Below are 20,306 nucleotides of genomic sequence, written 5' to 3' on the forward strand. Positions count from 1 at the left end.
GCTTAATTTTATCCCGAACCAACCGATAATACGTCGGAAACCGGGTACACGTGACCGCCTACGCTGGTCGCTGTGGCGTCGCCGGGCGAGCAGTGAGAAACGGAGGCCGGCGCGTCGGCTACTCCCGAATCGTCTCGGGGACCTGGATGGAGTACCGGCCGTCCTCCTGCAGGGCGACGATGTACTCCTCGCGGTCGTACAGCTCCATCAGGTTCAGTTCGTACTGACCGGGTTCGAGCACTTTGATGGACTCGAACTGGTTGTTGAGTTCCTCGCGGAGCTCCTGGAGGTCCGGCCGGTCGCCGGAGTCGTCCGCTGTCGTCGCTTCCGCCTCGGTCCCGACCGGCTGGAACTGGTGGTCGCCCTCGCCCGTGTGGTCGGGCAGTTCGTCCGGCGAGACGACCTCCCCGCGGGCGCTCGCCTGCGCGGCGTCCTCGGTATCGGTCGGGCCGGCACTGACCGTGTCGGTCGGCCCGGCGCCCACCGCGTCGTCGGGCTCGGCGCCCACGCTGGGCTTGTCGCTCCCGCCGACGATATCCCGAACTGTCGCCGCCGTCTTGCCGACCGTCTTCGCGACGGTGCTGTTGGCGCCCGGGGGTTCGGGCGGCTCGGGGGGCTCGGCCTCGGGGTCCGGCGGGCTCGAGGTGTCCGCGGGCTGGAACTGGAATTTGTTGCCGCCACAGTTCGGACAGCCCGAGAGCATCTCCTTGGAGCCGTCGTCGAACCCGCGGCCGCAGTTCGTGCACTGATGTGGCATTATTTCCGGGAGACCAGCGCGCTGATGAGGTTCTTGTCCTTGTGGAGTGTCTCTATCTGGTTGGCCGGCCCGATGACGGTGAGCTTCTTCGTCGACTCCTTGCCCATGATGCGGTCGAGGAGACTCGCGTCGGCGGCCTCCGATTTCGGGTAGGTCTCTATCTCGATGCCGTTGAACTCGTCGGGGCTGATCTCGGTCATCGTGACCTCGATGAGCCGGGACTCCTCGTCGGGGGAGAGCCCCTCTTCCAGGATGACGATGTTGCCGTCCCGGACACCGTCGAGTATCAGCCGGATCTTCTCCATGGAGGTCAGCCCGTCCATGCGCTCCCCGCTGATGAGGTCGATCTGCACACCGTCGCTTGGGTCTTTCACTTCTGCCATGCTAGTTCACCCGAAGTACTCCGCGATTTTGTCGTAGACCTCGTCCATGTTGTCGCCCTCCAGTGCGGAGAGCGGGATGGTCTCGTGCTGTGGGTAGGCGTTTCGGATTCGCTGGACCGACGAGTCCTCCAGGTCGATCTTGTTCGCGAGAATCAGGACCGGGAGGTCCTGGCTCTCGATGATGCCGATGAGCATCGTGTTCACCTGGGTAAAGGGGTCGGTCGAGGAGTCCAGCACGTAGATGACGCCGTCGACGTCCTCGCGGAGCCAGTGCATCGCCTCCGCGACGCCTTCGGTGGCTTCGCGGGAGCGACGAACGGCGTCGTCTTTCTCCATGTCGTGTTCGAGGAACTCGGTGTAGTCGACCTTCGTCGTCACGCCGGGCGTGTCGACGATATCGATAGTCACCTTCTTGCCGTCTCGCTCGATTTCGACGTTCTCTTTCCTGCGGGCGCGCCGCGTCTCGTGGGGCACGTGACTCTCCGGGCCGACGGCGTCGCCGGTCCAGTCGCGTGCGATACGGTTCGCGAGCGTCGTCTTGCCCGCGTTGGGCGGTCCGTAGATGCCGATACGCTTCGGGTCTTCTTCCGAGAACAGCGACGCCGCCGCCCTCGAAATGCTATCTTTGAGGTTTGTAAGCAGTCCCATCCTATCCTCCCGCCGCCCGGACGTGCCGGTATGGCGGCTTCTACCTCCAACAGATGCGGGAATTCACTTAAGGCTACGTCAGACAAATAGCATAATTTTTACATAATTGTTCCGGACAGGGAGGTCGTCGGCCGGGCCGTCAGGGTCGCTACGCGCGCCAGTTCCAAGCGAAAGTGAGGGCGAGATGGCACGTGGAATCATATAACTGGTACGTAACTGCCGACGAGCTCGTGTGCTCGAAGGCGCGTCGCCGAGCAAGAAGCCGGCACGTCAGATTCGAGTCGGGATAGATATCGTGTCCAGTCCGTCGACCCGAATCCAAGGGGGGAGGGGACTAGTGACCGACCACTCCGAGTCCCCAGACTCCGTCGGACGGGAAACAGGGGGCCGCGAGCGCGCTTGCAACAGCACCGTCCGGTCGAGACGAGAGTCCAGAGCAGTGGTGAACCCGGACGAACGGCACTGAACGTGACCGGACGATACTGGGATGCCCCCCACCCCTTCGTTTCAGGTGGAACGGGGAAGGGGCCCGGGAGGGTGCCCCGGGAAACGGCTGTCGAAGGGGATGTGTGAGGTATGGCGTCGCGAGCTAGACTAGGGAATCAGCGGTCGAAACTGACGCTACCTCTAGTCTAGCACTGCAGAACCTGTCTCGTTTTTCTTTTCTCTCTGGTACGGGTTTGGTTGTATGGTATCATATTTAAATCTTCGCTAGACTAGCGCAACCTTTCCGTCTCGTCTGACCCCCCACCCACCCTTCTTCTCCGTTCCACCCGAAACGAAGGGGTGGGGGGGTCTAGTGGATATCGTGGGTCACGCTCTCACGATAGCCGCTGGACCGGGGTATCCACTCCCTACTGCACCGCTCGGAACCGGTCGAACTCGAACCCCGACTGTGCCGACCCTCCTCCAGTTCGCCTGCAGTGGCACGCTTCCGCCGACTCGAACCGAAACACAGCAGTAGCGTCCGCGTACCGTCTCGGGAGCTCTACCGTGCCGTTGTCCTCCTTACAGTGGGGTCTCCCGGGACTCTCACCCCCTCTTCACGTCGAGCGAAACCCCCACTTCGACCGAAATATTTAATATCTATTCAGCCACGGGTTCATGTGGTTCAACTGGACGCACCTGTGCGTGTGGCGACCCGCCAACGGTGGTCGAAACACGCTCCTCACGTCCGATCTAGCGGTACGCACGCTCCACTCCACTCGAAATGGGGGGGTTAGGTTTCCGAGAATGACTGATTCAAACGACGACCCGGAGACGGCTATCGATTCGGTGGACGACGACGCCGGTCGCTCGACAGCTATCGGCTCGACCGACGACAAATCGACGCCGGATCTGGACGACGTCGTTCTCGACAATCTCGACACCGGCACGGGCGACTCCTCCGACGAGGCCTCTCGGGGCCTCTTCGACGATCTGCTGGAAGGGGAACCCATCTTCGAGAACAAGGAGGTGTTGCGTCCGTCCTACACGCCACACAAGCTTCCCCACCGCGAGGAGCAGATAAACAACATGGCGACCATCCTCGTCACCGCGCTACGCGGGGATACGCCCTCGAACATCCTCATCTACGGGAAGACGGGGACGGGCAAGACGGCGAGCGCGAAGTTCGTCAGCGAGGAACTGGAGACGACCTCCCAGAAGTACGAGGTCCCCTGCGAGGTCGAGTACATCAACTGCGAGGTGACCGACACCCAGTACCGCGTGCTGGCCCAGCTCGCGAACAAGTTCATCAACAAGAACCTCGACGTCATCGACGAGCAGATCGCGGCGCTCGAGGACCTGCAGTCTCGCGCACGCGAGGACGCGACCGTCCTCGGAGAGAGCGACTACGATACCCTCGACGCCCTCGAAGACGCCATCGACGAACTCGCCGAGGACAAAGACGAGTTCGAGGAAGTCCCGATGACCGGCTGGCCGACCGACCGGGTCTACAGCTCCTTTTTCGACGCCGTCGACTACCACGAGCGGGTCGTCGTCATCATGCTCGACGAAATCGACAAGCTGGTCGAGAAATCGGGCGACGACACCCTCTACAACCTCTCCCGGATGAACTCCGAACTGGAGAACTCGCGGGTCTCTATCATGGGCATCTCGAACGACCTGAAGTTCACCGACTTCCTGGACCCGCGCGTCAAGTCCAGTCTCGGCGAGGAGGAGATCGTCTTCCCGCCCTACGACGCCAATCAGCTCAGGGACATCCTCCAAGCCCGCGCCGACGTGGCGTTCAAGGGTAGCGCTCTCACGGAGGACGTTATCCCGCTGTGTGCGGCCTTCGCCGCACAGGAACACGGGGACGCCCGCCGGGCGCTGGACCTCCTGCGAACGGCCGGTGAACTCGCCGAGCGCGACCAGATCGACCAGGTCGAGGAGGACCACGTCCGTCAGGCCCAGGAGAAAATCGAACTGGACCGCGTGGTCGAGGTAGTCCGCACCCTGCCCACGCAGTCGAAAATCGTCCTCTTTGCCATCATCCTGCTGGAGAAAAACGGCGTCCACAACATCAACACCGGCGAGGTGTTCAACATCTACAAGAACCTCTGTGCGGAGATAGACGCCGACGTGTTGACCCAGCGCCGCGTCACCGACCTCATCTCGGAACTGGACATGCTGGGCATCGTCAACGCCGTCGTCGTCTCGAAGGGTCGGTACGGCCGGACGAAGGAGATCTCCCTGTCGGTCCCGACCGAGGAGACCGAGGCGGTGCTTCTCTCCGATTCCCGACTCGGCGACATCGACGACGTCCAGCCGTTCGTGCAGGCCCGCTTCGACAACTGAGGGAGCCCGCGACCGCCATCGTCACGTTCTACGGGCGGAGCGGGCCGAGGCGGGTCACGCGGCCCGATTCCAGCTCAGTCGTATCTCGCCCAGCAGCGGGACGCGGTACTCGGCGGTGCCGATGACCCAGCGCGGTTTGACCGGCTCGCTGATCGGGCTGTCGCCGACCTGGTCGTACTGGTTGTTGTTGTCGCCCTTGGTGATGAACCCGCCACCGTTCTCGACCGGACAGTTGGCCAGTTCGCCGCAGTTGTCGGCCCCACCGATGTGGTCGGGGTCGGCCCGATTGTACCAGTTCGTGCCGTTCTCGACGTAGAACATCGCCCGGTGGATGATAGGCGTCCGCCGGGTGTCGCCGTCCGGTTCGTAGACGATGACGTCCCCGGGCTGCTCGAAGCGGACGTACCCGGACTCCTCTGCGGCCGCCGCGGTCACGACGCCCCGTCTGGCGTTTTCGCCCGCGAACCGCTCTTCTTCCATCACGAACACGAGGTCGCCTTTCTCGATGTGGGGGTCCATACTCGGGCTCTCGATGGCTACCAGCGGCGGCCAGACGCCGCTTACGGTAAACAGCAAGAGGCCGACGAGGATGACGGCGCCGGCGCTGCCGACGATGTCCATGCCGTACTGCACGATCTGTGGTGGCTCCCCGTCGCTCGAAGGCGGCCCGTCGTCACCGGACATTCCTATCGTGGATACCGGGAGGCGAGCAATCAACGTTCCGTTGTGATTACAACCGGAGCCACCCGAGTTCCGGCACCCGAGCTTCGGCGGTGCCGATGACCCAGCGGGGCCGGACGACCGTGCTCTCCGTCGGTCGCACCTGGTCGTACTTCCCGTTCGCATCGCCTCTGGTGACGAACCCGTCGTGCGGTGCCGGGCAGTGTGTCAGCTCGACGCAGCTCTCAGCGCCGCCGACCGCGTCGGGGTCCGTCCGGTCGTACCAGTTCTCCCCGCTTTCGACGTAGAACATCGCCCGGTGGATGATAGGTGTCCGGTCGTCGTTCCCGTTGGGTTCGTACAGGATGACGTCTCCGGGCTGTCCGAACCGGTCGTAGCCGGACTCCTCTGCGGCCGCCGCGGTCACGACGCCGTGTCGGGCCCCGGGGCCCGGGAACCGGTCTTCCGCCACGACGTACACCATATCGCCGGTGTCGATGTGTGGCTCCATGCTCCCGCTCTCGATGGCCATCAGGGGGGGCCAGACGCCGCTGATAGCGACGACCGACACGCCGAGGACGAGGACGCTCGCGACGATGGTGACGACCTCCCTGATGGCGCGATTCCGGGCCTGCGTTTCGCCTGCCCCGTCGTTCGCCCCAGTCTCGTCGTCCTCCGGACCGGATGACCCGACAACCGCTCGGTCGGTTCCCATACTACGATGGCCTGGGCGTGCCCGGCTTTTCAAACTTATGTCATGTCGATGCGTCGGCTCCGCTATGCTTTTGCGGGCCGACGCGCAGAGAGATAGTGTGCCACTCTCGACGCCGGCCCGCATCGTTAGCGAACTGGCCAGCCGAGGGTACAACGCCGAACCGGAGGCAGTGACGCGACTGGCCGGTGCGCCGTCCTCGGCCGCGGCGCTCGACCGCGCACTGGAAACGATGCCCGACGACGCGCTGAAACTCACCGCCGACCACGTCGATTCGGTCCTCGACCGGTCGGAATCGCGGGCCGCCGCGACGGCGACGCCCGGGACCGACAGCGAGACAGCGGCCGACACACCCGACACGCAAGACCCCTCTGTTTCGACTGGAACGCCGGAACCGGAGTCGACAGACAGGGGAACCCTCGCTCCAGTTGAAACGAAGGGGTCTAGAGACGTTGATATTTCCGAGCGGGCCATCGAGGTCGCCAACGACATGACCGGCGACTCGACCGGCACCGGGGAGTACACCGATTTCGTCCAGGTGTTCCGGGACCGGTACGAGAAGCTCGCAAGCAAGCTCCGGGGCCGGGTCAACCACCGCCCGACGGACGCCATCCAGAACATGGCCGGGGGGAGCGAGGCCGCGCTCATCGGCATGGTCTCGGACATCCGCTCTACGGCCAGTGGCCACTGGCTGGTCGAACTCGAAGACACCAACGGGACCTTCCCGTGTCTCGTCATGAAGGACCGCCCGATCGCCGACCTCGTGCAACAGCTGCTGCTCGACGAGGTCATCGCCGTCGACGGGACGCTCGCCGACGACGCCGGCATCCTCTTCGTGGACTCGCTGCACTTCCCCGACGTGCCACGGACCCACAAGCCCTCGACGGCCGACCGCCACGTGCAGGCGGCGCTCATCTCGGACGTCCACGTCGGCAGCCAGGAGTTCATGGCCGACGCCTGGCACCGCTTTACCGACTGGCTCCACACCCCCGAGGCCGAACACGTCGAGTACCTCCTCATCGCCGGCGACATGGTCGAGGGCGTCGGCATCTACCCCGAGCAGGACAAGGAGCTGGACATTATCGATATCTACGACCAGTACGAGCGGTTCTCGGAGTATCTGAAGGAGGTCCCCGGCGACATGGAGATTCGGATGATTCCGGGGAACCACGACGCCGTCCGACTGGCCGAGCCCCAGCCCGGCTTCGACGAGGAACTCCGCGATATCATGTCGGCCCACGACGCCCAGGTCCACTCGAACCCCGCTCTCGTGACGGTGGAGGGTGTCACCGTCCTCATGTACCACGGCGTCTCGCTGGACGAGGTCATCGCAGAGCTCCCCGACGAGGAGGCGAGCTACGAGGAGCCCCACAAGGCGATGTACCAGCTCCTCAAGAAGCGCCACGTCGCGCCCCAGTACGGCGGCCACACCCGGCTCGCACCCGAAGACCGCGACTACCTGGTGATGGAGGAGGTCCCCGACGTGTTCCACACCGGCCACGTCCACAAGCTGGGCTGGGGGAAGTACCACAACGTGCTGGCGCTGAACTCGGGCTGCTGGCAGGCCCAGACGGAGTTCCAGAAGTCCGTCAACATCGACCCCGATTCCGGATACGCGCCGATTCTCGACCTCGACACGCTCGATATGACGGTCCGGAAGTTCGCCTGATATCGGCTCTATCGTCCGCTGACCTGAACGTGTCCGTGACCGTCTGGCGACCGCACCGAATCTGCCCGCGAAGAACATAGACTCACTGGTATATATTTTCACAATCGATTATCCGATTCAAACTAGATAACTGCCGGCAAATTATATACTTCTAGCAAATAGCTCTGTAAGTTCCATACCTTGCTAACAATGGCGGCAAAAATACTATATACCTGTAAATACATTAATGGCCTATCGAATAATGTCAACTCAGTTTAGTACATCGGGGGGCCGGGTATAGGCCTGTATGCTGCAGACAGTGCCTTCGACTATCACCGGTGGTGGTTCGAGTCTGACGACGATGCTACCGTTTATCGTCGCGTTGATTGGCGCCATCGGGACCATCTTCGTCAGGTTGCTGACCCACCCGCGTGAGCGATACTACGACGCCGCACGCCGGCTCCAGCGACACCGCTGGGAGGTAATCGAGGCCCACAGTCCGCTGACGTCGTTCGTTCAGGCCGACGGTGGCGTCCAGACTGAGGCCACGACACAGCGGACCGGCGAGATGCCGATTCGGCGCGACACCAAGCGAGACGAGGGGTTCGCACTCTGGAATCCGCCGTCTGACGCGACGGCGCGGTGGGTAATCGGCGGGCTGCTTGACGACGGGACGAGCTCCCTTCCGGAGTGGATAGACCTGAACGACGGTGACACACTGGCGGACGGTCTCGATTTGCTGAAAGAACCCAGACGGCTCTATCGGCGCTGTCGCTGTAGCTTTCGGGAGTCGTTCTGGCTGTTTGTCGGCTCGTGGTTACCGGCAGTGCTCGCGACCGTCTGTGTCTTCGTTCCTCAGTCGCTCCCGCTCAAGCTTCTCGAGACCGCTCTGTTCCTGATTACCGTCGCCGCGTTCTTCGCCGCAGTGTACCGGGCCTACCAGTACTGGTGGCTCCGCAGACGGCTGGACCAGGAGATAGAGCGCGCCGAAATGTTCTGAGGCGGTCCCGCTGCGAGACCTGCGTCGGCTGCCGGTACCGCAGCGCTTCCGTTCGTGTGTCACGACTCGTCGACAAATCCGCCGTCGGCCACTCGGTGGGGAATTAAGTCGGCTCACGTCCAGTATTCCACTGTATGAGCGACGACGACCGCGGATTCGAGACAGACGCCTTGCACGTCGGCCAGGAAGAACCGGACAGCGAAGCCCGAGCGCGAGCCCCGCCCATCTATCAGACCACCTCCTACGTCTTCGAGGACGCCGAGGACGCCGCCGCCCAGTTCGCCCTGGAGAAGCCGGGCCACATCTACTCCCGGCTGATGAACCCCACCGTCGGCCAACTACAGGAACGGCTCGCCGCACTCGAAGGCGGGGTGGGTGCCGTCGCCACCGCGTCGGGGATGGCCTCCCTGAATCTGGCGACGTTCCTGCTCGCGGACGTGGGCGACAACGTCGTCACCGCCTCCTCGCTGTACGGGGGCACCTACACCTACTACACCCACACCGCACCGCGAAACGGCGTCGAGACGCGCTTCGTCGACACGCTGGACTACGACGCCTACGCCGACGCTATCGACGAGGACACGGCCTACGTCCACTGTGAGACGATCGGCAACCCCGCGCTGGTGACGCCGGACCTCCAGCGACTGGCCGACATCGCCCACGACCACGGTGCCCCCTTCTTCGTAGACAACACCTTCGCGACGCCGTATCTCTGCAACCCCATCGAACACGGCGCGGACCTCGTCTGGAACTCCACGACGAAGTGGATTCACGGCCACGGCACCACCGTCGGCGGCGTCCTCGTCGACGGCGGCTCGTTCCCGTGGGACGAGTACAGCGAGAAATACCCCGAAATCGCCGGCGACAACCCCGCCTACCACGGCGTGAACTTCCAGGAGCGCTTCGGCGACGCCGCGTTCACCTACGCCGCCATCGCCCGCGGCCTGCGTGACCTCGGTTGCCAGCAGTCCCCCTTCGACGCCTGGCAGACGATGCAGGGGCTCGAAAGCCTGCCGGCGCGGATGGACCGCCACTGCGACAACGCGATGGCCGTCGCGGAGTTCCTCTCCGACCACAGCGACGTCTCTTGGGTCACCTACCCCGGCCTCTCGGACCACGAGACCCACGAGGCCGCGAGCGAGTATCTCGACGGCGGCTACGGCGGCATGATAACGTTCGGGCTGGAAGCGGGCTACGACGCCGCCCGCAGCACCGTCGAGTCGACCGAAATCGCCTCACTGCTCGCGAACGTCGGCGACGCGAAGACGCTCATCATCCACCCCGCCTCGACTACTCACCAGCAGCTCACCGACGAGGAGCAGGCCGCCGCCGGCGTCACCGACGACATGGTGCGTCTCTCCGTCGGTACAGAGGCCGTCGACGACATCATCGCCGATCTCGACCAGGCTATCGGGCAGTCGACGTAATCGCTGTCTGCTGGCTGTTCAGCGACATCGATTAGCTGTGCAGATATCGAAGTCAACAATCACCAAGATTTATACTGATAGGAACAATCAGAACAAATAATGGTGATTCAATGAGTTCGACTGAAGACTCCGGTGAGGAGTACGGTAATGCAGAAATCAACGACCGAGGGAGGCTGACTATCCCCAAGAAACTCCGCGACGAGATGCACCTTGACGCCGGGACTACGTTCACAGTCGTCCGAGATGGGACCGATATTAGACTCGTGCGTGAGCTCCCTGAACTCCGGACGCTGTCATCCGGCAAATCGGATGAGGACTGGGGGCCGGAGACGTTCCGTGACGCAGGCGAAGGGACGTTCGGTGGGCGATAGATGCGCGTACTCCCGGATCTCAACGCTCTGTCGATACAACTGGTCGATGACCATCCTGGCCATCACTACATCGCTGAGGAACTCGTGCCGACACTTCAGGGCGACCGGACGCTCCTTATGTTCGGATACTTACCGCTACGCGTACAGTGGGTGTTGGAGGACATGGGGTTCGACACCGTCGACGCCAGAAATGCCGTCAGTTCACTACTCCAGTATCCCATGGAAACAGTCGATGTCGGTCCTGAAGTCGTCCTCGACGCCTACGAAATCAGCTCCCAGAAGGACCACGATGTCTACGACTGTTTTTACGTTTCGCTCGCCCGTCATGCCGAAGCCGACGTGTTGCTAACGACTGACACGGATTTCGAGCGGCTGTGTGCGGACGAACCCTTCGAGTACACTAATCCGGTTCCCGACGAGGTACTCTCGCGGTTCCACTCCGTGTCGACCTAAGTATACAGCTATAGCACGCCGCGGTCTTCCAGCAGCTCGTGTAGCTCGGCCATCGTCGAGACGGTCACGTCACACGCGGGCTCGACGGCCGGTTTCGGCTCGAACCCGATGGCCAGCCCGGCGACCTCCAGCATGGGGAGGTCGTTGGCGCCGTCACCGACGGCGATAGTGTCGTCGCGGTCCTCGCCGACGATAGCCGTCGCCACCTCCAGCGCGTCGTCTTTGGTCCCCTCGATGAGCGGGCCGCGGACGTTCCCCGTCAGTTTCCCGTCGACGACGGGCAGGCGGTTGGCGACGATGGCGTCGACCTCGACCCCCTCCTTTTCGAGTGCAGCTTCGACCCCGCGGTCGAACCCGCCGGTCAGGATGGCGACGTAGACGCCGGCATCGCGCAGCGCCGCGATGACCTCGGCCGCGCCGGGGCGCAGTTCGACCTCGTCGAAGGCCGCCTGAGCCTGCTCGTCGGGCAGCTCGGCCAGGAGCTCACAGCGCTGGCGGAGGCTCTCGGCGTACTCGATTTCGTTGTTCATCGCCCGCTCGGTGATGTCGGCCATGTCCTGCGCGGTGCCGTTCTGGTTGCCCAGCAGCACGGTCATCTCCGAGTCGGAGAGGGTGCCGTCGAAGTCGAACGCGACTAGCATTGCCCGGTGATAACGCGGCGGGGGTTTCAAACTATCCGGTTTCGGGCCGTCTCGGCGTCGGGCTCCGTCGACCGACCACCCCGGCTCCCACCCTTATATGCCAGCGAGCCGAACTCGGCCCCGTATGGAGCTAGTCTCCGCCGAAGACGTCGAACCGCACGCGATGGGCAGTGACGTCGACCGACGCGGACTCGCCGACCCGCTCGGGGCGACCGACGTGGCGATAAACCGGTACGTTCTGGAACCCGGTGAGGCGTTCTCCCCGGGACTCCACGCCCATCTCGACCAGGAAGAGCTGTTCTACGTCGTCGACGGCACGGCGACGTTCGAGTTCCGTTCGGAGCCGGCCGGAGAGAGCGAGACGGTCCAGGTCGGGCCACACGAGGCGATTCGGTTCGCGCCCGGCGACTACCAGCAGGGGCGCAACGAGAGCGACGAACAGGTCGTCGCGCTGGCGCTCGGCGCGCCGAGAGAGACGACCGAGGGACGGCTCGCACAGCCCTGTCCGGAGTGCGACAGCGACGTGCTGGCGCTGGCCGCCGGGGCGGACGGGCCGGTCCTCCGGTGTCCGGACTGTGGCGCGGAGATGGACCCGGGTTTCTGAGCCGCGGTTCACGTGGCTGTCGGCGGCGTCGGCAGCCACTCCAGGAGCGCTGTACACCACCCGGAGCAGGGCGTCGAGGTGACCGCTGCCGGGCGGTCGACTCAGGCTTGCTCGGCTGGCCGGGACGGCCCGCCGATGTCGGTGACGACGACGCCGATTCGACGGAGCGCGGTCCCGAGCAGGAAGCCACCGACGGCTATCGGGACGCCCAAGACGAGGCCGACGTACGCGGCCGACGCCACGGCCTCGGGCAGCGAGACGACGGCGGTCCCGCCGCCGTACGCCGGGGCAGTGGTGCCGTAGCGCGTGAGCGCCGCGCCGAAGATGGGCGCGACGACCAGCGCGCTCGTCGGGACGAGACCGGAGTTCAGGCCCGCACTCACGGCACCGAGGCCGACGAGAACAGCGGCGGCGAGGAAGACACCGAGCTCGGGGTTCGTCCCGTACCACGTCCCGGCCACGAGTTCCGTGAGGGTGTCGTAGCCGACGTTGGTGTCGACCCACCACGCCGACCCGAGTGCCAGCGGCGCTGCGAGCAGTCCCGCCAGCACGGAGACGACCGCACGGCGGCCGAGGAGAAGGGTCCGGACCGGCCCGTCGAGCAGGCGACGGCTCTCGCGGAGTCCGGTTTCTGCGTTCGACGCTAACCGGGCCGTGACATCGCGGGCTGCCTTCAACGCCCACACGGACGCGTCGCGGGCCGCCGCGGCGGTCCACGAGACGACCGCGAGACCGAGGGCGATGGCGGTTGTGAGCCTATCACGGAGGGAGGACCATTGAGGGCGCATCTCGTCCGAAACATGCAGGTATCGACGCATTAACTTTTGTCGCTGTTTCGGCGAGACGCGTGGCCACCGCGGCGCGAACACGCTCACGGCTTCGGCGCAGTCTGCACCGCTCACGGCTTCGGCGGCGGTCCGTCGTAGGCGTCCATATCCTGATAGAAGTTCAGCAGGGCGAACTTCAGCTTCTCGGGGCCGATGTCGACCATCTCCCTGCGTTCCTCGGGCGGGAATCGACCCCGAACGGCGTAGTCGTGCATCTCCATCTCGGCGGCCTGGGTGTAACGCTTATCGAGGAGGATGCGAGCGCCGAAGTCCTCCGGCGAGCGGACCACGCGACCCAGTGCCTGTCGCGTCTTCCGGACGGTGGGAATCTCGACGGCGTAGCGCCAGCCGGCCTCGCCGTCCGAGGACGCCCGCTGGTCGTCCTCGCTCTCCCCGAAGGCGGTCTCGTAGGCGTCCTGCACCGCCTCCATCCGGTCGTCGAGATGGGGGTACGGGACGCCGAGTACCACCACCGTCCGGGCGTCGTCGCCGTCGTAGCTCACGCCCTCGCCGAGCGTCCCCCACAGCGAGGTAAAGAGGACCGACCCGTCGTCGTCGGTGAAGGCCGCCCGCAAGTCACGGGCCTGTTTGCCCGGCTCGTCCAGATACCGGGTGCCGCTGACGGCGACCATCTCGTGGTAGCGCTGGGCCTCGCTGTAGGAGGGACAGAACACGAGCGTGTTGCCCGGGGTAAAGCGGATGATATCTTCGAGCGTCCTCGCTATCGTTCGCTGGGTCTCGGGGTCGTCCCGCTCGCTGGAGAACAGCGCCGGCCCGGAGACGGCGTAGGTCCGCCGGCGCTCCTCGGGGAACTGGTCGCCGTAGGCCATCGTCACGGGGTCGTCCAGCCCGACGACGTCCTCGGTCACCTCGAACGGCCTGACGGTGGCGCTCATCAACACCGCGGCGTGGAGGTCGTCGAACAGCTCGCGGGTCACCTGCTCGGGGATGCAGGTGTACAGCTCCGCGCGGCCGTAGACCTCGTTCGTGGACTCGTCGCGGCGGACGCTCACGACCGGGTACTGGCCGGCGGCGTCGGACTCGGAGAGCCACTCCGAGAGAAAGCCCGCGGCCTGCAGCGTCTGGCACTCCTTGCGGGTGTCAAGCTCGCCGTCCTTGAACTGTTCCTCGTAGCGCTCGTCGAGTTCCCGGCCCAGGTCCAGCGCGTGGTCGACCTCTTCGTGAAAGCCCGGCCCGCTGTAGGCCCGGAAGAAGGCGAGCGTCAGATCGTCCTTCCGGTCGTCGTTGGCGATGGTGATGTCGTCCCAGTGGTCGTCGACCGCCTCTCTGTCACCGAAGCCGAAGCTGTCCTCGTAGGTCTCGACCAGCGCGTCCCGGAACGTTCCCAGCACGTTCGCGGCGTTCTCCGCGCGGGCGTCCTCGACGCCGGAGAGCTCCTCTATCGCCTGGTCGAGCGTGTTCTCGGTCAGGGTCCGGCGGGCGTGGTCGCGCGCGGCGGACTCGACGTTGTGGGCCTCGTCGAAGACGGCGATGATGTCCTCTGGGTCCCGACCCAGCCAGCGGAAGAACTGCTCGCGGATGGTCGAATCGAGCAGGTGGTGGTAGTTACAGACGACGAGGTCGACGCCCTCCATCCCCTCCTTGAGTAACTCGTAGCCACACATCCCCCGCTCGCCGGCGTACTCGTAGACCTCGTCGGGGGTGCGCACGTCATCGTACAGCCACGCGTAGAAGTCGGTGGTGTCGACGGTGAGGTTCCGGTAGTAGTGGTCACACGTCGAGCGCTCGCTTTCGAGTTCGGCCTGTTGCTCCTGCAGGTCCCGGAGCTCCTCGACGACGGCGTTTCTGGCCTCCATCGCCTCGCTGTCGCCGTCCTGGCCCGCCGCCAGCAGCTCGCCTTCCCGGCCCTCCAGCTGGGCGATGTCGGTCTCCACGTCGACCAGTTCGCGCGTGGTGTCGCGCAGCGCCTGACACTCCTCGTAATCCACGTCGATGTGACACATCGACCCCTTCCCGCGGAAGACGACCGCGCGCAGGCGCTCCTGCTCGGTGATGGCGCGGGCGTCTTCGACGAACTGACGCATCTGCTGGTGGACGTTGGTCGTGATGACGACGGTCTTGCCCGTCTCGCGGGCGTGTTCCAGCGCCGGCACGAGCGAGGCCAGCGTCTTCCCCGTCCCACAGGCCCCCTCGAAGAGGACGTCGTCGCCCTCACCGAGCGCCTCGTAGATGGTGGCCATCGCCTCCCGCTGGTGGTCGTAGGGCTCCTCGAAGGGGAAAAAGCGTAGATAGCCGTCGTCTGTCGTCACTGGGGGGTAGTTGGCCGCTATCGGGCAAAAGGGTTCGGCCCTCGCGACGATATCATACGTGCCTGATATTGCTGCCGACAGTACGAACCGCCAAAGCCCCGAACCGGTCGCACTCGAACTGCCGGCAGGCACTTGCCGCCCCAGTCCCTCGTTAGGCCATGCGTCACACGCTAGCGGTCGTCACGCTCGTCGCTCTGGCGGGCTGTAGCGGCCTCGGGCTCGGGCCGAGCGCCGACGAGCAGTCGGTGACGCCCGTCCCCATCTCGACCCCGGACTCGTCGGCTGTCGACCTCCCCGGACAGAACGGGAGCGTCGACATCGACCGGGTCGTCGCTCGCCACGACGCGGCGCTTGCCGACCGGAGTTTCCACCGCACGGTCGTGCGGGCGGGGCCACAGAACACGCGTGACGTGTGGGTGGACCGGGAGCGCGGCGTCGTCCGCGTCCGTCGGACTTTCGGCCCGGTCGTCGACGACGCTATCCTGACCGACGGCACGGTGTACCGGGCGGCCAGCGACGACCCCGAGCGGGCGTATGTCACCGAAGACAGCGACGCGGCGGTCCCGTACGTCCCCTCGCAGTCCGGTGGGGCCCGTCTCCGACAGGTACTGCTCGACGGCGGCTACCAGCGGGTCGATACGATCCGGCGGAACGACCGCGTCCTCGCCGTCGTCGCGGTCGACGCCACGGGCCGGGGGGCGGGCTCGGACCCCTCCATCGCGGTGCAGTCACGGCTCGCCGTCGACGCTGACGGAATCATCCGAGAGGTCGACCACTGGGAGCGCCGGCCCGACGGTACGGTCGTCGCCTTCGAGATGACGGTCGACACCGACACGGAGCGTGTCCCCGTTCCCTGGTGGGCCGAGGACATCGGGCTGTACGGGTAGCGTCGCTACGCCGACTCGTCGGTCGACTCCACTATCGCTTCGGGCTCGATGTACACCTTGCGGATGTCGCCGTTGGCGGCCTTCAGCTCCTCCTCGATGCCGGTGATGATATCGTCCATCGCCTCGGTCTCGATACCGTCGATAAAGGCGATGTCGGCGGAGACGATGACCTCGTTGGGGCCGAAATACACCGTCCGGAAGTCGACGATGGAGTCGACGTGGTCGCTCGCCGCGATGATGTCACGGAGCCGCTTGCCCTCGTCTTTCGGCAGGCTCTCGCCCAGCAGGAGCCGCTTGTTCTCCCAGGCCAGCGCGAGGGCAAAGCCCATCAACATGATACCGATGAGGACCGCCGACAGCTGGTCGTAGACCGGGTTGTCGGTCATCTGTGCGAGGACGAGACCCACGAGTGCGATGACGATACCCGCCAGCGCGATGGTGTCCTCGGTCAGCGCCGTCAGCGTGGTCACGTCGCTGGTCTTGCGGAACGCCTCTCTGTAACTGCCCCAGTCGTTGCGCTCCATCTGGCGCTGCATCTCCGCACGGGCCTTGTAGAGCGCCCACGTCTCGAAGGCGAAGGCGCCGAGCAAGACGGTGTAGTTGACCCACAGCGGGTCCAGCCACGCCGGGGGCGTGTACTGGATGAAGAGGAAGTCGATTCCGCCGCTTCCCCCGCCGTGGCCGCCGTGGCTCGTCAGCTCGCTGTAGCCGTGTTTCAGGCTCTCCCAGCCGGCGATGCCGAACAGGAACACCGAGACAAGAAAGCTGTAGAAGAACTGTGATTTCCCGTACCCGAAGGGGTGCTGTCGGTCGGCGTTGCGACCGGAGTAGCGGATGCCGATGAGGAGGAACACCTGGTTCCCGGTATCGGAGACGGAGTGATACGTCTCGGATAGCATCGCTGCGCTCCCGGTCAGGAGAAAGCCGAAGAACTTCAGGATAGCAATGGCTCCGTTGGCGACGAGCGCGGCCATAACGACTGATTTGCTGCCTGCCATTACTCTCCACTCACGAGGGGGGATGAAAGCGGTTCTGGATTTATAGCTGGAACGAGCAGTGGGAGTATGCTCACCGTCATCTCCGATACGCACGGCACCGACGACCACCGACTGACCGGTCGCACACTGGCGGCCGTTCGGGACGCCGACCACGTCGTCCACGCCGGGGATTTCACGACCGAAGCGGTCTACGACGCCGTCGACGCGGAGGCCAGCGCGCTCACCGCCGTCACCGGCAACAACGAGACGCCCGGGCTCCGGGCGCGCCTGCCCGCCGTCGCGACCGTCGAGTGGGCGGGACACCGCCTCCTCGTCGCTCACGGCCACGAACACAGCGAGACCGCGCTGGGGCTGCTGGCCCGTCAGGAGGACGCGGACATCGTCGTCGTCGGCCACTCCCACCGCCCCGAAATCGCCGAGCTGGACGGCCGCCTGCTCGTCAACCCCGGGAGCTACGCCGACCCGCGACGCTACCGGCCGGCCCACGCCGAACTCGACACCGACGACGGTGCCTTGCGGGTTCGCCTGCGCTCGCCCGAGGGCGAGACCTTCGAGACGGTCACGCGACCGCAGTGACGCTGCCCGGTCGCTCCCGCCACAGTCGCACCAGGGGGCCACCCCGAAACCTCTATGTTCGATGCCCGTCAAGCGCCGGCTATGTTAGATGTCGGTCCGCTCACGCTCGCCCTCCTCGCGGTCGTGCTCGGCTTCTTTTTCTTCCTGTATCTCATGGTCCGGCGGACCATCCTCGGGTTCAAAGAGGGCATGCAGGGCGGTCGCGAGAAGTAGCGGCCCAGGTCGCGCCACAGCACGACTGTCCACAGCCAGTCAGTGCTCCTTGGCGCTGTGCAGTCGTGTCCACCGCCGGGTTCCGACTACCGGCGGCGAAAAGGGTTTGACCGCCACGCCGGACGCATAGGTATGGACCCGCGAATCCGCGAACACGCGTCCGTCATCGTCGACCACTCCATCGACCTGGAGGCCGGCGACGACCTCGTCATCGACGCTCATCCCGTCGCCGAGGACCTCGTCGTCGCGCTCCACGAACTCGCCGCCGACCGGGGCGCGAACCCGCTGGTCGTTCAGGACCGGCTGGGCGAGCGCTACCGGCGCGCGTTCCTGCGAAACCGCGAGGAGTTCGAGACGCCCGGCCACACGGAAGCGCTGTACGAGGCCATGGACAAGTACATCGCCATCCGGGGGTCGGCCAACGTCACCGAGACCAGCGACGTCGACCCCGAGACCAACGCCGCCTACCAGCAGGCGATGCAACCGCTGCTCTCGGAGCGGCTCTCGAAGCCCTGGTGTCTCACGCAGTACCCCGCCTCGGCCAACGCCCAGCTGGCGGGGATGTCCACCGAAGGGTACGAGGACTTCGTCTGGGACGCCGTCAACAAGGACTGGGACGCCGTTCGGGAACACCAGTCCCAGATGGTCGACATCTTAGACCCGGCCGACGAGGTGCGCATCGTCTCCGGCGACACCACCGACGTTCGGCTGTCTATCGCCGGCAACCCGACGCTCAACGACTACGGCGAGAAGAACCTCCCGGGCGGCGAGGTCTTTACCGCCCCAGTGGCCGACAGCGTCGAGGGCGACGTGCTGTTCGACAAGCCCCTCTACCACCAGGGCCGGGAGATTACCGACGTGTCCCTCCGCTTCGAGGGCGGTGAAGTCACCGAACACAGTGCCGGCAAGAACGAGGACCTGCTCTCGGAGGTGCTCTCGACCGACGAGGGCGCCAGTCGACTCGGCGAACTGGGCATCGGCATGAACCGCGACATCGACCGGTTCACCTACAACATGCTGTTCGACGAGAAGATGGGCGACACCGTCCACATGGCCGTCGGCCGCGCCTACGAGGACACCGTCGGCGAGGAGAACGAGCAGAACGACTCCGCGGTCCACGTGGACATGATTGTCGACATGAGCGAGGACTCGTATATCGAGGTCGACGGGGAGCGGGTGCAGGAAGACGGGACGTTCGTCTTCGAGGAGTAGCGTGGTTCCGACCGGAGGGACCACGTACCGTAACGGGACGCTCCGCGCCCGTGGAGGAGTAGCGTGGTTCCGACCGGAGGAAGGAACCGCGAACCGGAGCGGAGACGGAACTACGGCCTCCTTAACAGTAGCCGATAATCCGTTTTCTTTATCCAGTCTGAGGGCTGGAATCAGTTTCCAAGAAATCTGTTCAGCTCGCTAAATTCGTCGGATGAGAGAATGACCTCGGTATCGAACGCTTCAAACCGGTCAAAGTCATCGTCAATCGTCAACACCGTATTCACCCCTTCATCTATCGCTACCTGCGCATAGTACCCGTCCCACCCACCAACGTTTGCGTCACTCGCCTGAGAAAGCCCATCCTGAACTACGTCCTCGGACATCCCGTCGTACCAATGGATTCGCTTCGCGTCCATGAAATTCTGGAGCAGACGGGAGGCGTTTGCGTTTGAATGGCCGTAGTACGTCGTCAGGACGGTGTGTGCTCCGAATAGCGCGGGATACGGAACAACGGCATCTATGTCACCAGCGATGGCATCTCGGACGTACGAGAGGGCAGAATCACGAACGGGAGCAGCTGTGTGTGCCAGGGCGATCACACCGACATCGAAAAGATACGGCCCATCAGCGTCACTCATCGCTGTTTTCCTCTGCTCCCCTTCGAATCGCATCTCTGTGCTTCTTGGCAATGGGGTCAGTCCCTTCGTCAAGCGGTTTCACCTCCTCTCGCTCGGATGACGCTTCCGCGATGAGTTGATCCATGCGGCCAATGATCTGTTCGGGATCGTCTTCAGGTTCAACGACTGCTTTTCCGTCTTTTTCGTGGATGTCCACTTCTGTACCGGGAGTGATATTGAGGCGCTCTCGCACTTCTTTCGGGAGTACGATTCGTCCTTTCGAATCCACCTTGACCATATTCCCACTTAAAGTGGGAGAAAGTATAACGGTATTGCTCGGCGGCATTGATTTCGAGTCCCATCCTAGATAATGAAACCATGTTACGAAGTACTGTTAAGCAGCCGGGCGGCATGGCCGCCCGACGACGGTTACCGCAGGGAACCGCGGAGGGGTAGCCTGTGCTGACCGGGGCTCCGTTCGGAGTTCCGCCGGCTGTGGCATCGACCGAACGTCCCCGCTCCGCGATTCGGTGTACTGGACGCTGACCCGCGCGTCGAGTCCCGTCCGTCGCTCGATTTGCCGTCGTCTCGAATCGTGAGGTAGTCTAGCTCGCGGGCCTC

General features: G+C 64.5%; 22 protein-coding genes. 11 read left to right on the forward strand and 11 right to left on the reverse strand.

The annotated features are described in order from the left end of the window. Positions 1 to 118: 118 nt before the first annotated feature. Genes NDI56_RS12565 through NDI56_RS12575 form a run of 3 tightly spaced genes read right to left on the reverse strand, consistent with a single transcriptional unit; the run spans position 119 to position 1,788 of the window. The gene (locus tag NDI56_RS12565; RefSeq protein ID WP_310919886.1) at positions 119 to 757 is read right to left on the reverse strand and encodes an OapC/ArvC family zinc-ribbon domain-containing protein; all 639 of its coding nucleotides are present in this window, start codon (positions 755 to 757) and stop codon (positions 119 to 121) included. Then, on the reverse strand, positions 757 to 1,140 hold the full coding sequence (locus NDI56_RS12570; protein ID WP_220588297.1) for a DUF2073 domain-containing protein: 384 nt from the start codon (positions 1,138 to 1,140) through the stop codon (positions 757 to 759). The genes NDI56_RS12565 and NDI56_RS12570 overlap by 1 nt, the downstream gene beginning before the upstream one ends. 6 nt (positions 1,141 to 1,146) lie before the next feature. After that, complete coding sequence (locus NDI56_RS12575; RefSeq protein WP_310919887.1) at positions 1,147 to 1,788, reverse strand: Era-like GTP-binding protein; 642 nt, start codon at positions 1,786 to 1,788, stop codon at positions 1,147 to 1,149. Positions 1,789 to 3,021: 1,233 nt separating this feature from the next. Here NDI56_RS12575 and NDI56_RS12580 point away from each other — a divergent pair. Beyond that, entirely contained in the window at positions 3,022 to 4,569 is a 1,548-nt protein-coding gene (locus NDI56_RS12580; protein WP_310919888.1) for a Cdc6/Cdc18 family protein, read from the forward strand. A gap of 54 nt (positions 4,570 to 4,623) precedes the next feature. On the opposite strand, the gene NDI56_RS12585 is transcribed toward NDI56_RS12580, so the two are convergent. Then, positions 4,624 to 5,253, reverse strand: coding sequence for a S26 family signal peptidase (locus tag NDI56_RS12585; RefSeq protein WP_417936016.1), 630 nt, complete (start codon positions 5,251 to 5,253; stop codon positions 4,624 to 4,626). 46 nt (positions 5,254 to 5,299) lie between these two features. Beyond that, entirely contained in the window at positions 5,300 to 5,944 is a 645-nt protein-coding gene (locus NDI56_RS12590; protein WP_310919889.1) for a S26 family signal peptidase, read from the reverse strand. Between the two features lie 97 nt (positions 5,945 to 6,041). Between NDI56_RS12590 and NDI56_RS12595 the strand changes: the two genes are divergently transcribed. The 5 genes from NDI56_RS12595 to NDI56_RS12615 all read left to right on the forward strand — a co-directional run bounded on the left by NDI56_RS12595 (position 6,042) and on the right by NDI56_RS12615 (position 10,840). Then, entirely contained in the window at positions 6,042 to 7,610 is a 1,569-nt protein-coding gene (locus tag NDI56_RS12595; protein WP_310919890.1) for a DNA-directed DNA polymerase II small subunit, read from the forward strand. Positions 7,611 to 7,896: 286 nt separating this feature from the next. Further along, positions 7,897 to 8,589 carry a hypothetical protein gene (locus NDI56_RS12600; RefSeq protein WP_310919891.1) on the forward strand — a complete coding sequence of 231 codons (693 nt, stop codon included), beginning with the start codon at positions 7,897 to 7,899 and terminating at the stop codon, positions 8,587 to 8,589. A 134-nt stretch (positions 8,590 to 8,723) separates the two neighbouring features. Continuing rightward, positions 8,724 to 10,016: an O-acetylhomoserine aminocarboxypropyltransferase/cysteine synthase family protein gene (locus NDI56_RS12605; protein ID WP_310919892.1), complete on the forward strand. Its 1,293-nt coding sequence runs from the start codon at positions 8,724 to 8,726 to the stop codon at positions 10,014 to 10,016. Between the two features lie 110 nt (positions 10,017 to 10,126). Then, positions 10,127 to 10,387, forward strand: a complete 261-nt coding sequence (locus NDI56_RS12610; RefSeq protein ID WP_310919893.1) for an AbrB/MazE/SpoVT family DNA-binding domain-containing protein — start codon at positions 10,127 to 10,129, stop codon at positions 10,385 to 10,387. Beyond that, positions 10,388 to 10,840, forward strand: coding sequence for a type II toxin-antitoxin system VapC family toxin (locus NDI56_RS12615; RefSeq protein ID WP_310919894.1), 453 nt, complete (start codon positions 10,388 to 10,390; stop codon positions 10,838 to 10,840). Positions 10,841 to 10,848: 8 nt separating this feature from the next. On the opposite strand, the gene serB is transcribed toward NDI56_RS12615, so the two are convergent. Further along, positions 10,849 to 11,481, reverse strand: a complete 633-nt coding sequence (serB, locus tag NDI56_RS12620; protein ID WP_310919895.1) for a phosphoserine phosphatase SerB — start codon at positions 11,479 to 11,481, stop codon at positions 10,849 to 10,851. Between the two features lie 124 nt (positions 11,482 to 11,605). Between serB and NDI56_RS12625 the strand changes: the two genes are divergently transcribed. Further along, positions 11,606 to 12,085, forward strand: coding sequence for a cupin domain-containing protein (locus NDI56_RS12625; protein ID WP_310919896.1), 480 nt, complete (start codon positions 11,606 to 11,608; stop codon positions 12,083 to 12,085). Positions 12,086 to 12,186: 101 nt separating this feature from the next. Here the strand turns inward: NDI56_RS12625 and NDI56_RS12630 are convergent, their stop codons facing one another. Both NDI56_RS12630 and NDI56_RS12635 read right to left on the reverse strand, forming a co-directional pair. Further along, positions 12,187 to 12,873: a DUF8071 domain-containing protein gene (locus tag NDI56_RS12630; protein WP_310919897.1), complete on the reverse strand. Its 687-nt coding sequence runs from the start codon at positions 12,871 to 12,873 to the stop codon at positions 12,187 to 12,189. Positions 12,874 to 12,983: 110 nt separating this feature from the next. Continuing rightward, the gene (locus NDI56_RS12635) at positions 12,984 to 15,182 is read right to left on the reverse strand and encodes an ATP-dependent DNA helicase (protein ID WP_310919898.1); all 2,199 of its coding nucleotides are present in this window, start codon (positions 15,180 to 15,182) and stop codon (positions 12,984 to 12,986) included. 158 nt (positions 15,183 to 15,340) lie between these two features. On the opposite strand from NDI56_RS12635, the gene NDI56_RS12640 reads away from it, so the two are divergent. Beyond that, complete coding sequence (locus NDI56_RS12640; RefSeq protein ID WP_310919899.1) at positions 15,341 to 16,069, forward strand: hypothetical protein; 729 nt, start codon at positions 15,341 to 15,343, stop codon at positions 16,067 to 16,069. Positions 16,070 to 16,074: 5 nt separating this feature from the next. On the opposite strand, the gene NDI56_RS12645 is transcribed toward NDI56_RS12640, so the two are convergent. Then, entirely contained in the window at positions 16,075 to 17,067 is a 993-nt protein-coding gene (locus tag NDI56_RS12645; protein WP_310919900.1) for a cation diffusion facilitator family transporter, read from the reverse strand. Between the two features lie 66 nt (positions 17,068 to 17,133). On the opposite strand from NDI56_RS12645, the gene NDI56_RS12650 reads away from it, so the two are divergent. The 3 genes from NDI56_RS12650 (at position 17,134) to NDI56_RS12660 (ending at position 19,068) form a co-directional block, all read left to right on the forward strand. After that, positions 17,134 to 17,643, forward strand: a complete 510-nt coding sequence (locus NDI56_RS12650; RefSeq protein ID WP_310919901.1) for a metallophosphoesterase — start codon at positions 17,134 to 17,136, stop codon at positions 17,641 to 17,643. A gap of 81 nt (positions 17,644 to 17,724) precedes the next feature. Next, the gene (locus NDI56_RS12655) at positions 17,725 to 17,856 is read left to right on the forward strand and encodes a DUF7859 family protein (protein ID WP_310919902.1); all 132 of its coding nucleotides are present in this window, start codon (positions 17,725 to 17,727) and stop codon (positions 17,854 to 17,856) included. Positions 17,857 to 17,988: 132 nt separating this feature from the next. After that, positions 17,989 to 19,068: an aminopeptidase gene (locus NDI56_RS12660; RefSeq protein ID WP_310919903.1), complete on the forward strand. Its 1,080-nt coding sequence runs from the start codon at positions 17,989 to 17,991 to the stop codon at positions 19,066 to 19,068. Between the two features lie 170 nt (positions 19,069 to 19,238). On the opposite strand, the gene NDI56_RS12665 is transcribed toward NDI56_RS12660, so the two are convergent. Together NDI56_RS12665 and NDI56_RS12670 are read right to left on the reverse strand one after the other, a co-directional pair. Beyond that, on the reverse strand, positions 19,239 to 19,706 hold the full coding sequence (locus NDI56_RS12665) for a hypothetical protein (protein WP_310919904.1): 468 nt from the start codon (positions 19,704 to 19,706) through the stop codon (positions 19,239 to 19,241). After that, a complete protein-coding gene (locus NDI56_RS12670) occupies positions 19,699 to 19,983 on the reverse strand; it encodes an AbrB/MazE/SpoVT family DNA-binding domain-containing protein (RefSeq protein WP_310919905.1) in 285 nt (94 codons plus the stop codon). The genes NDI56_RS12665 and NDI56_RS12670 overlap by 8 nt, the downstream gene beginning before the upstream one ends. Positions 19,984 to 20,306: the final 323 nt, after the last annotated feature.

This window comes from Halomicroarcula saliterrae, assembly GCF_031624395.1.
GTDB lineage: Archaea > Halobacteriota > Halobacteria > Halobacteriales > Haloarculaceae > Haloarcula > Haloarcula saliterrae.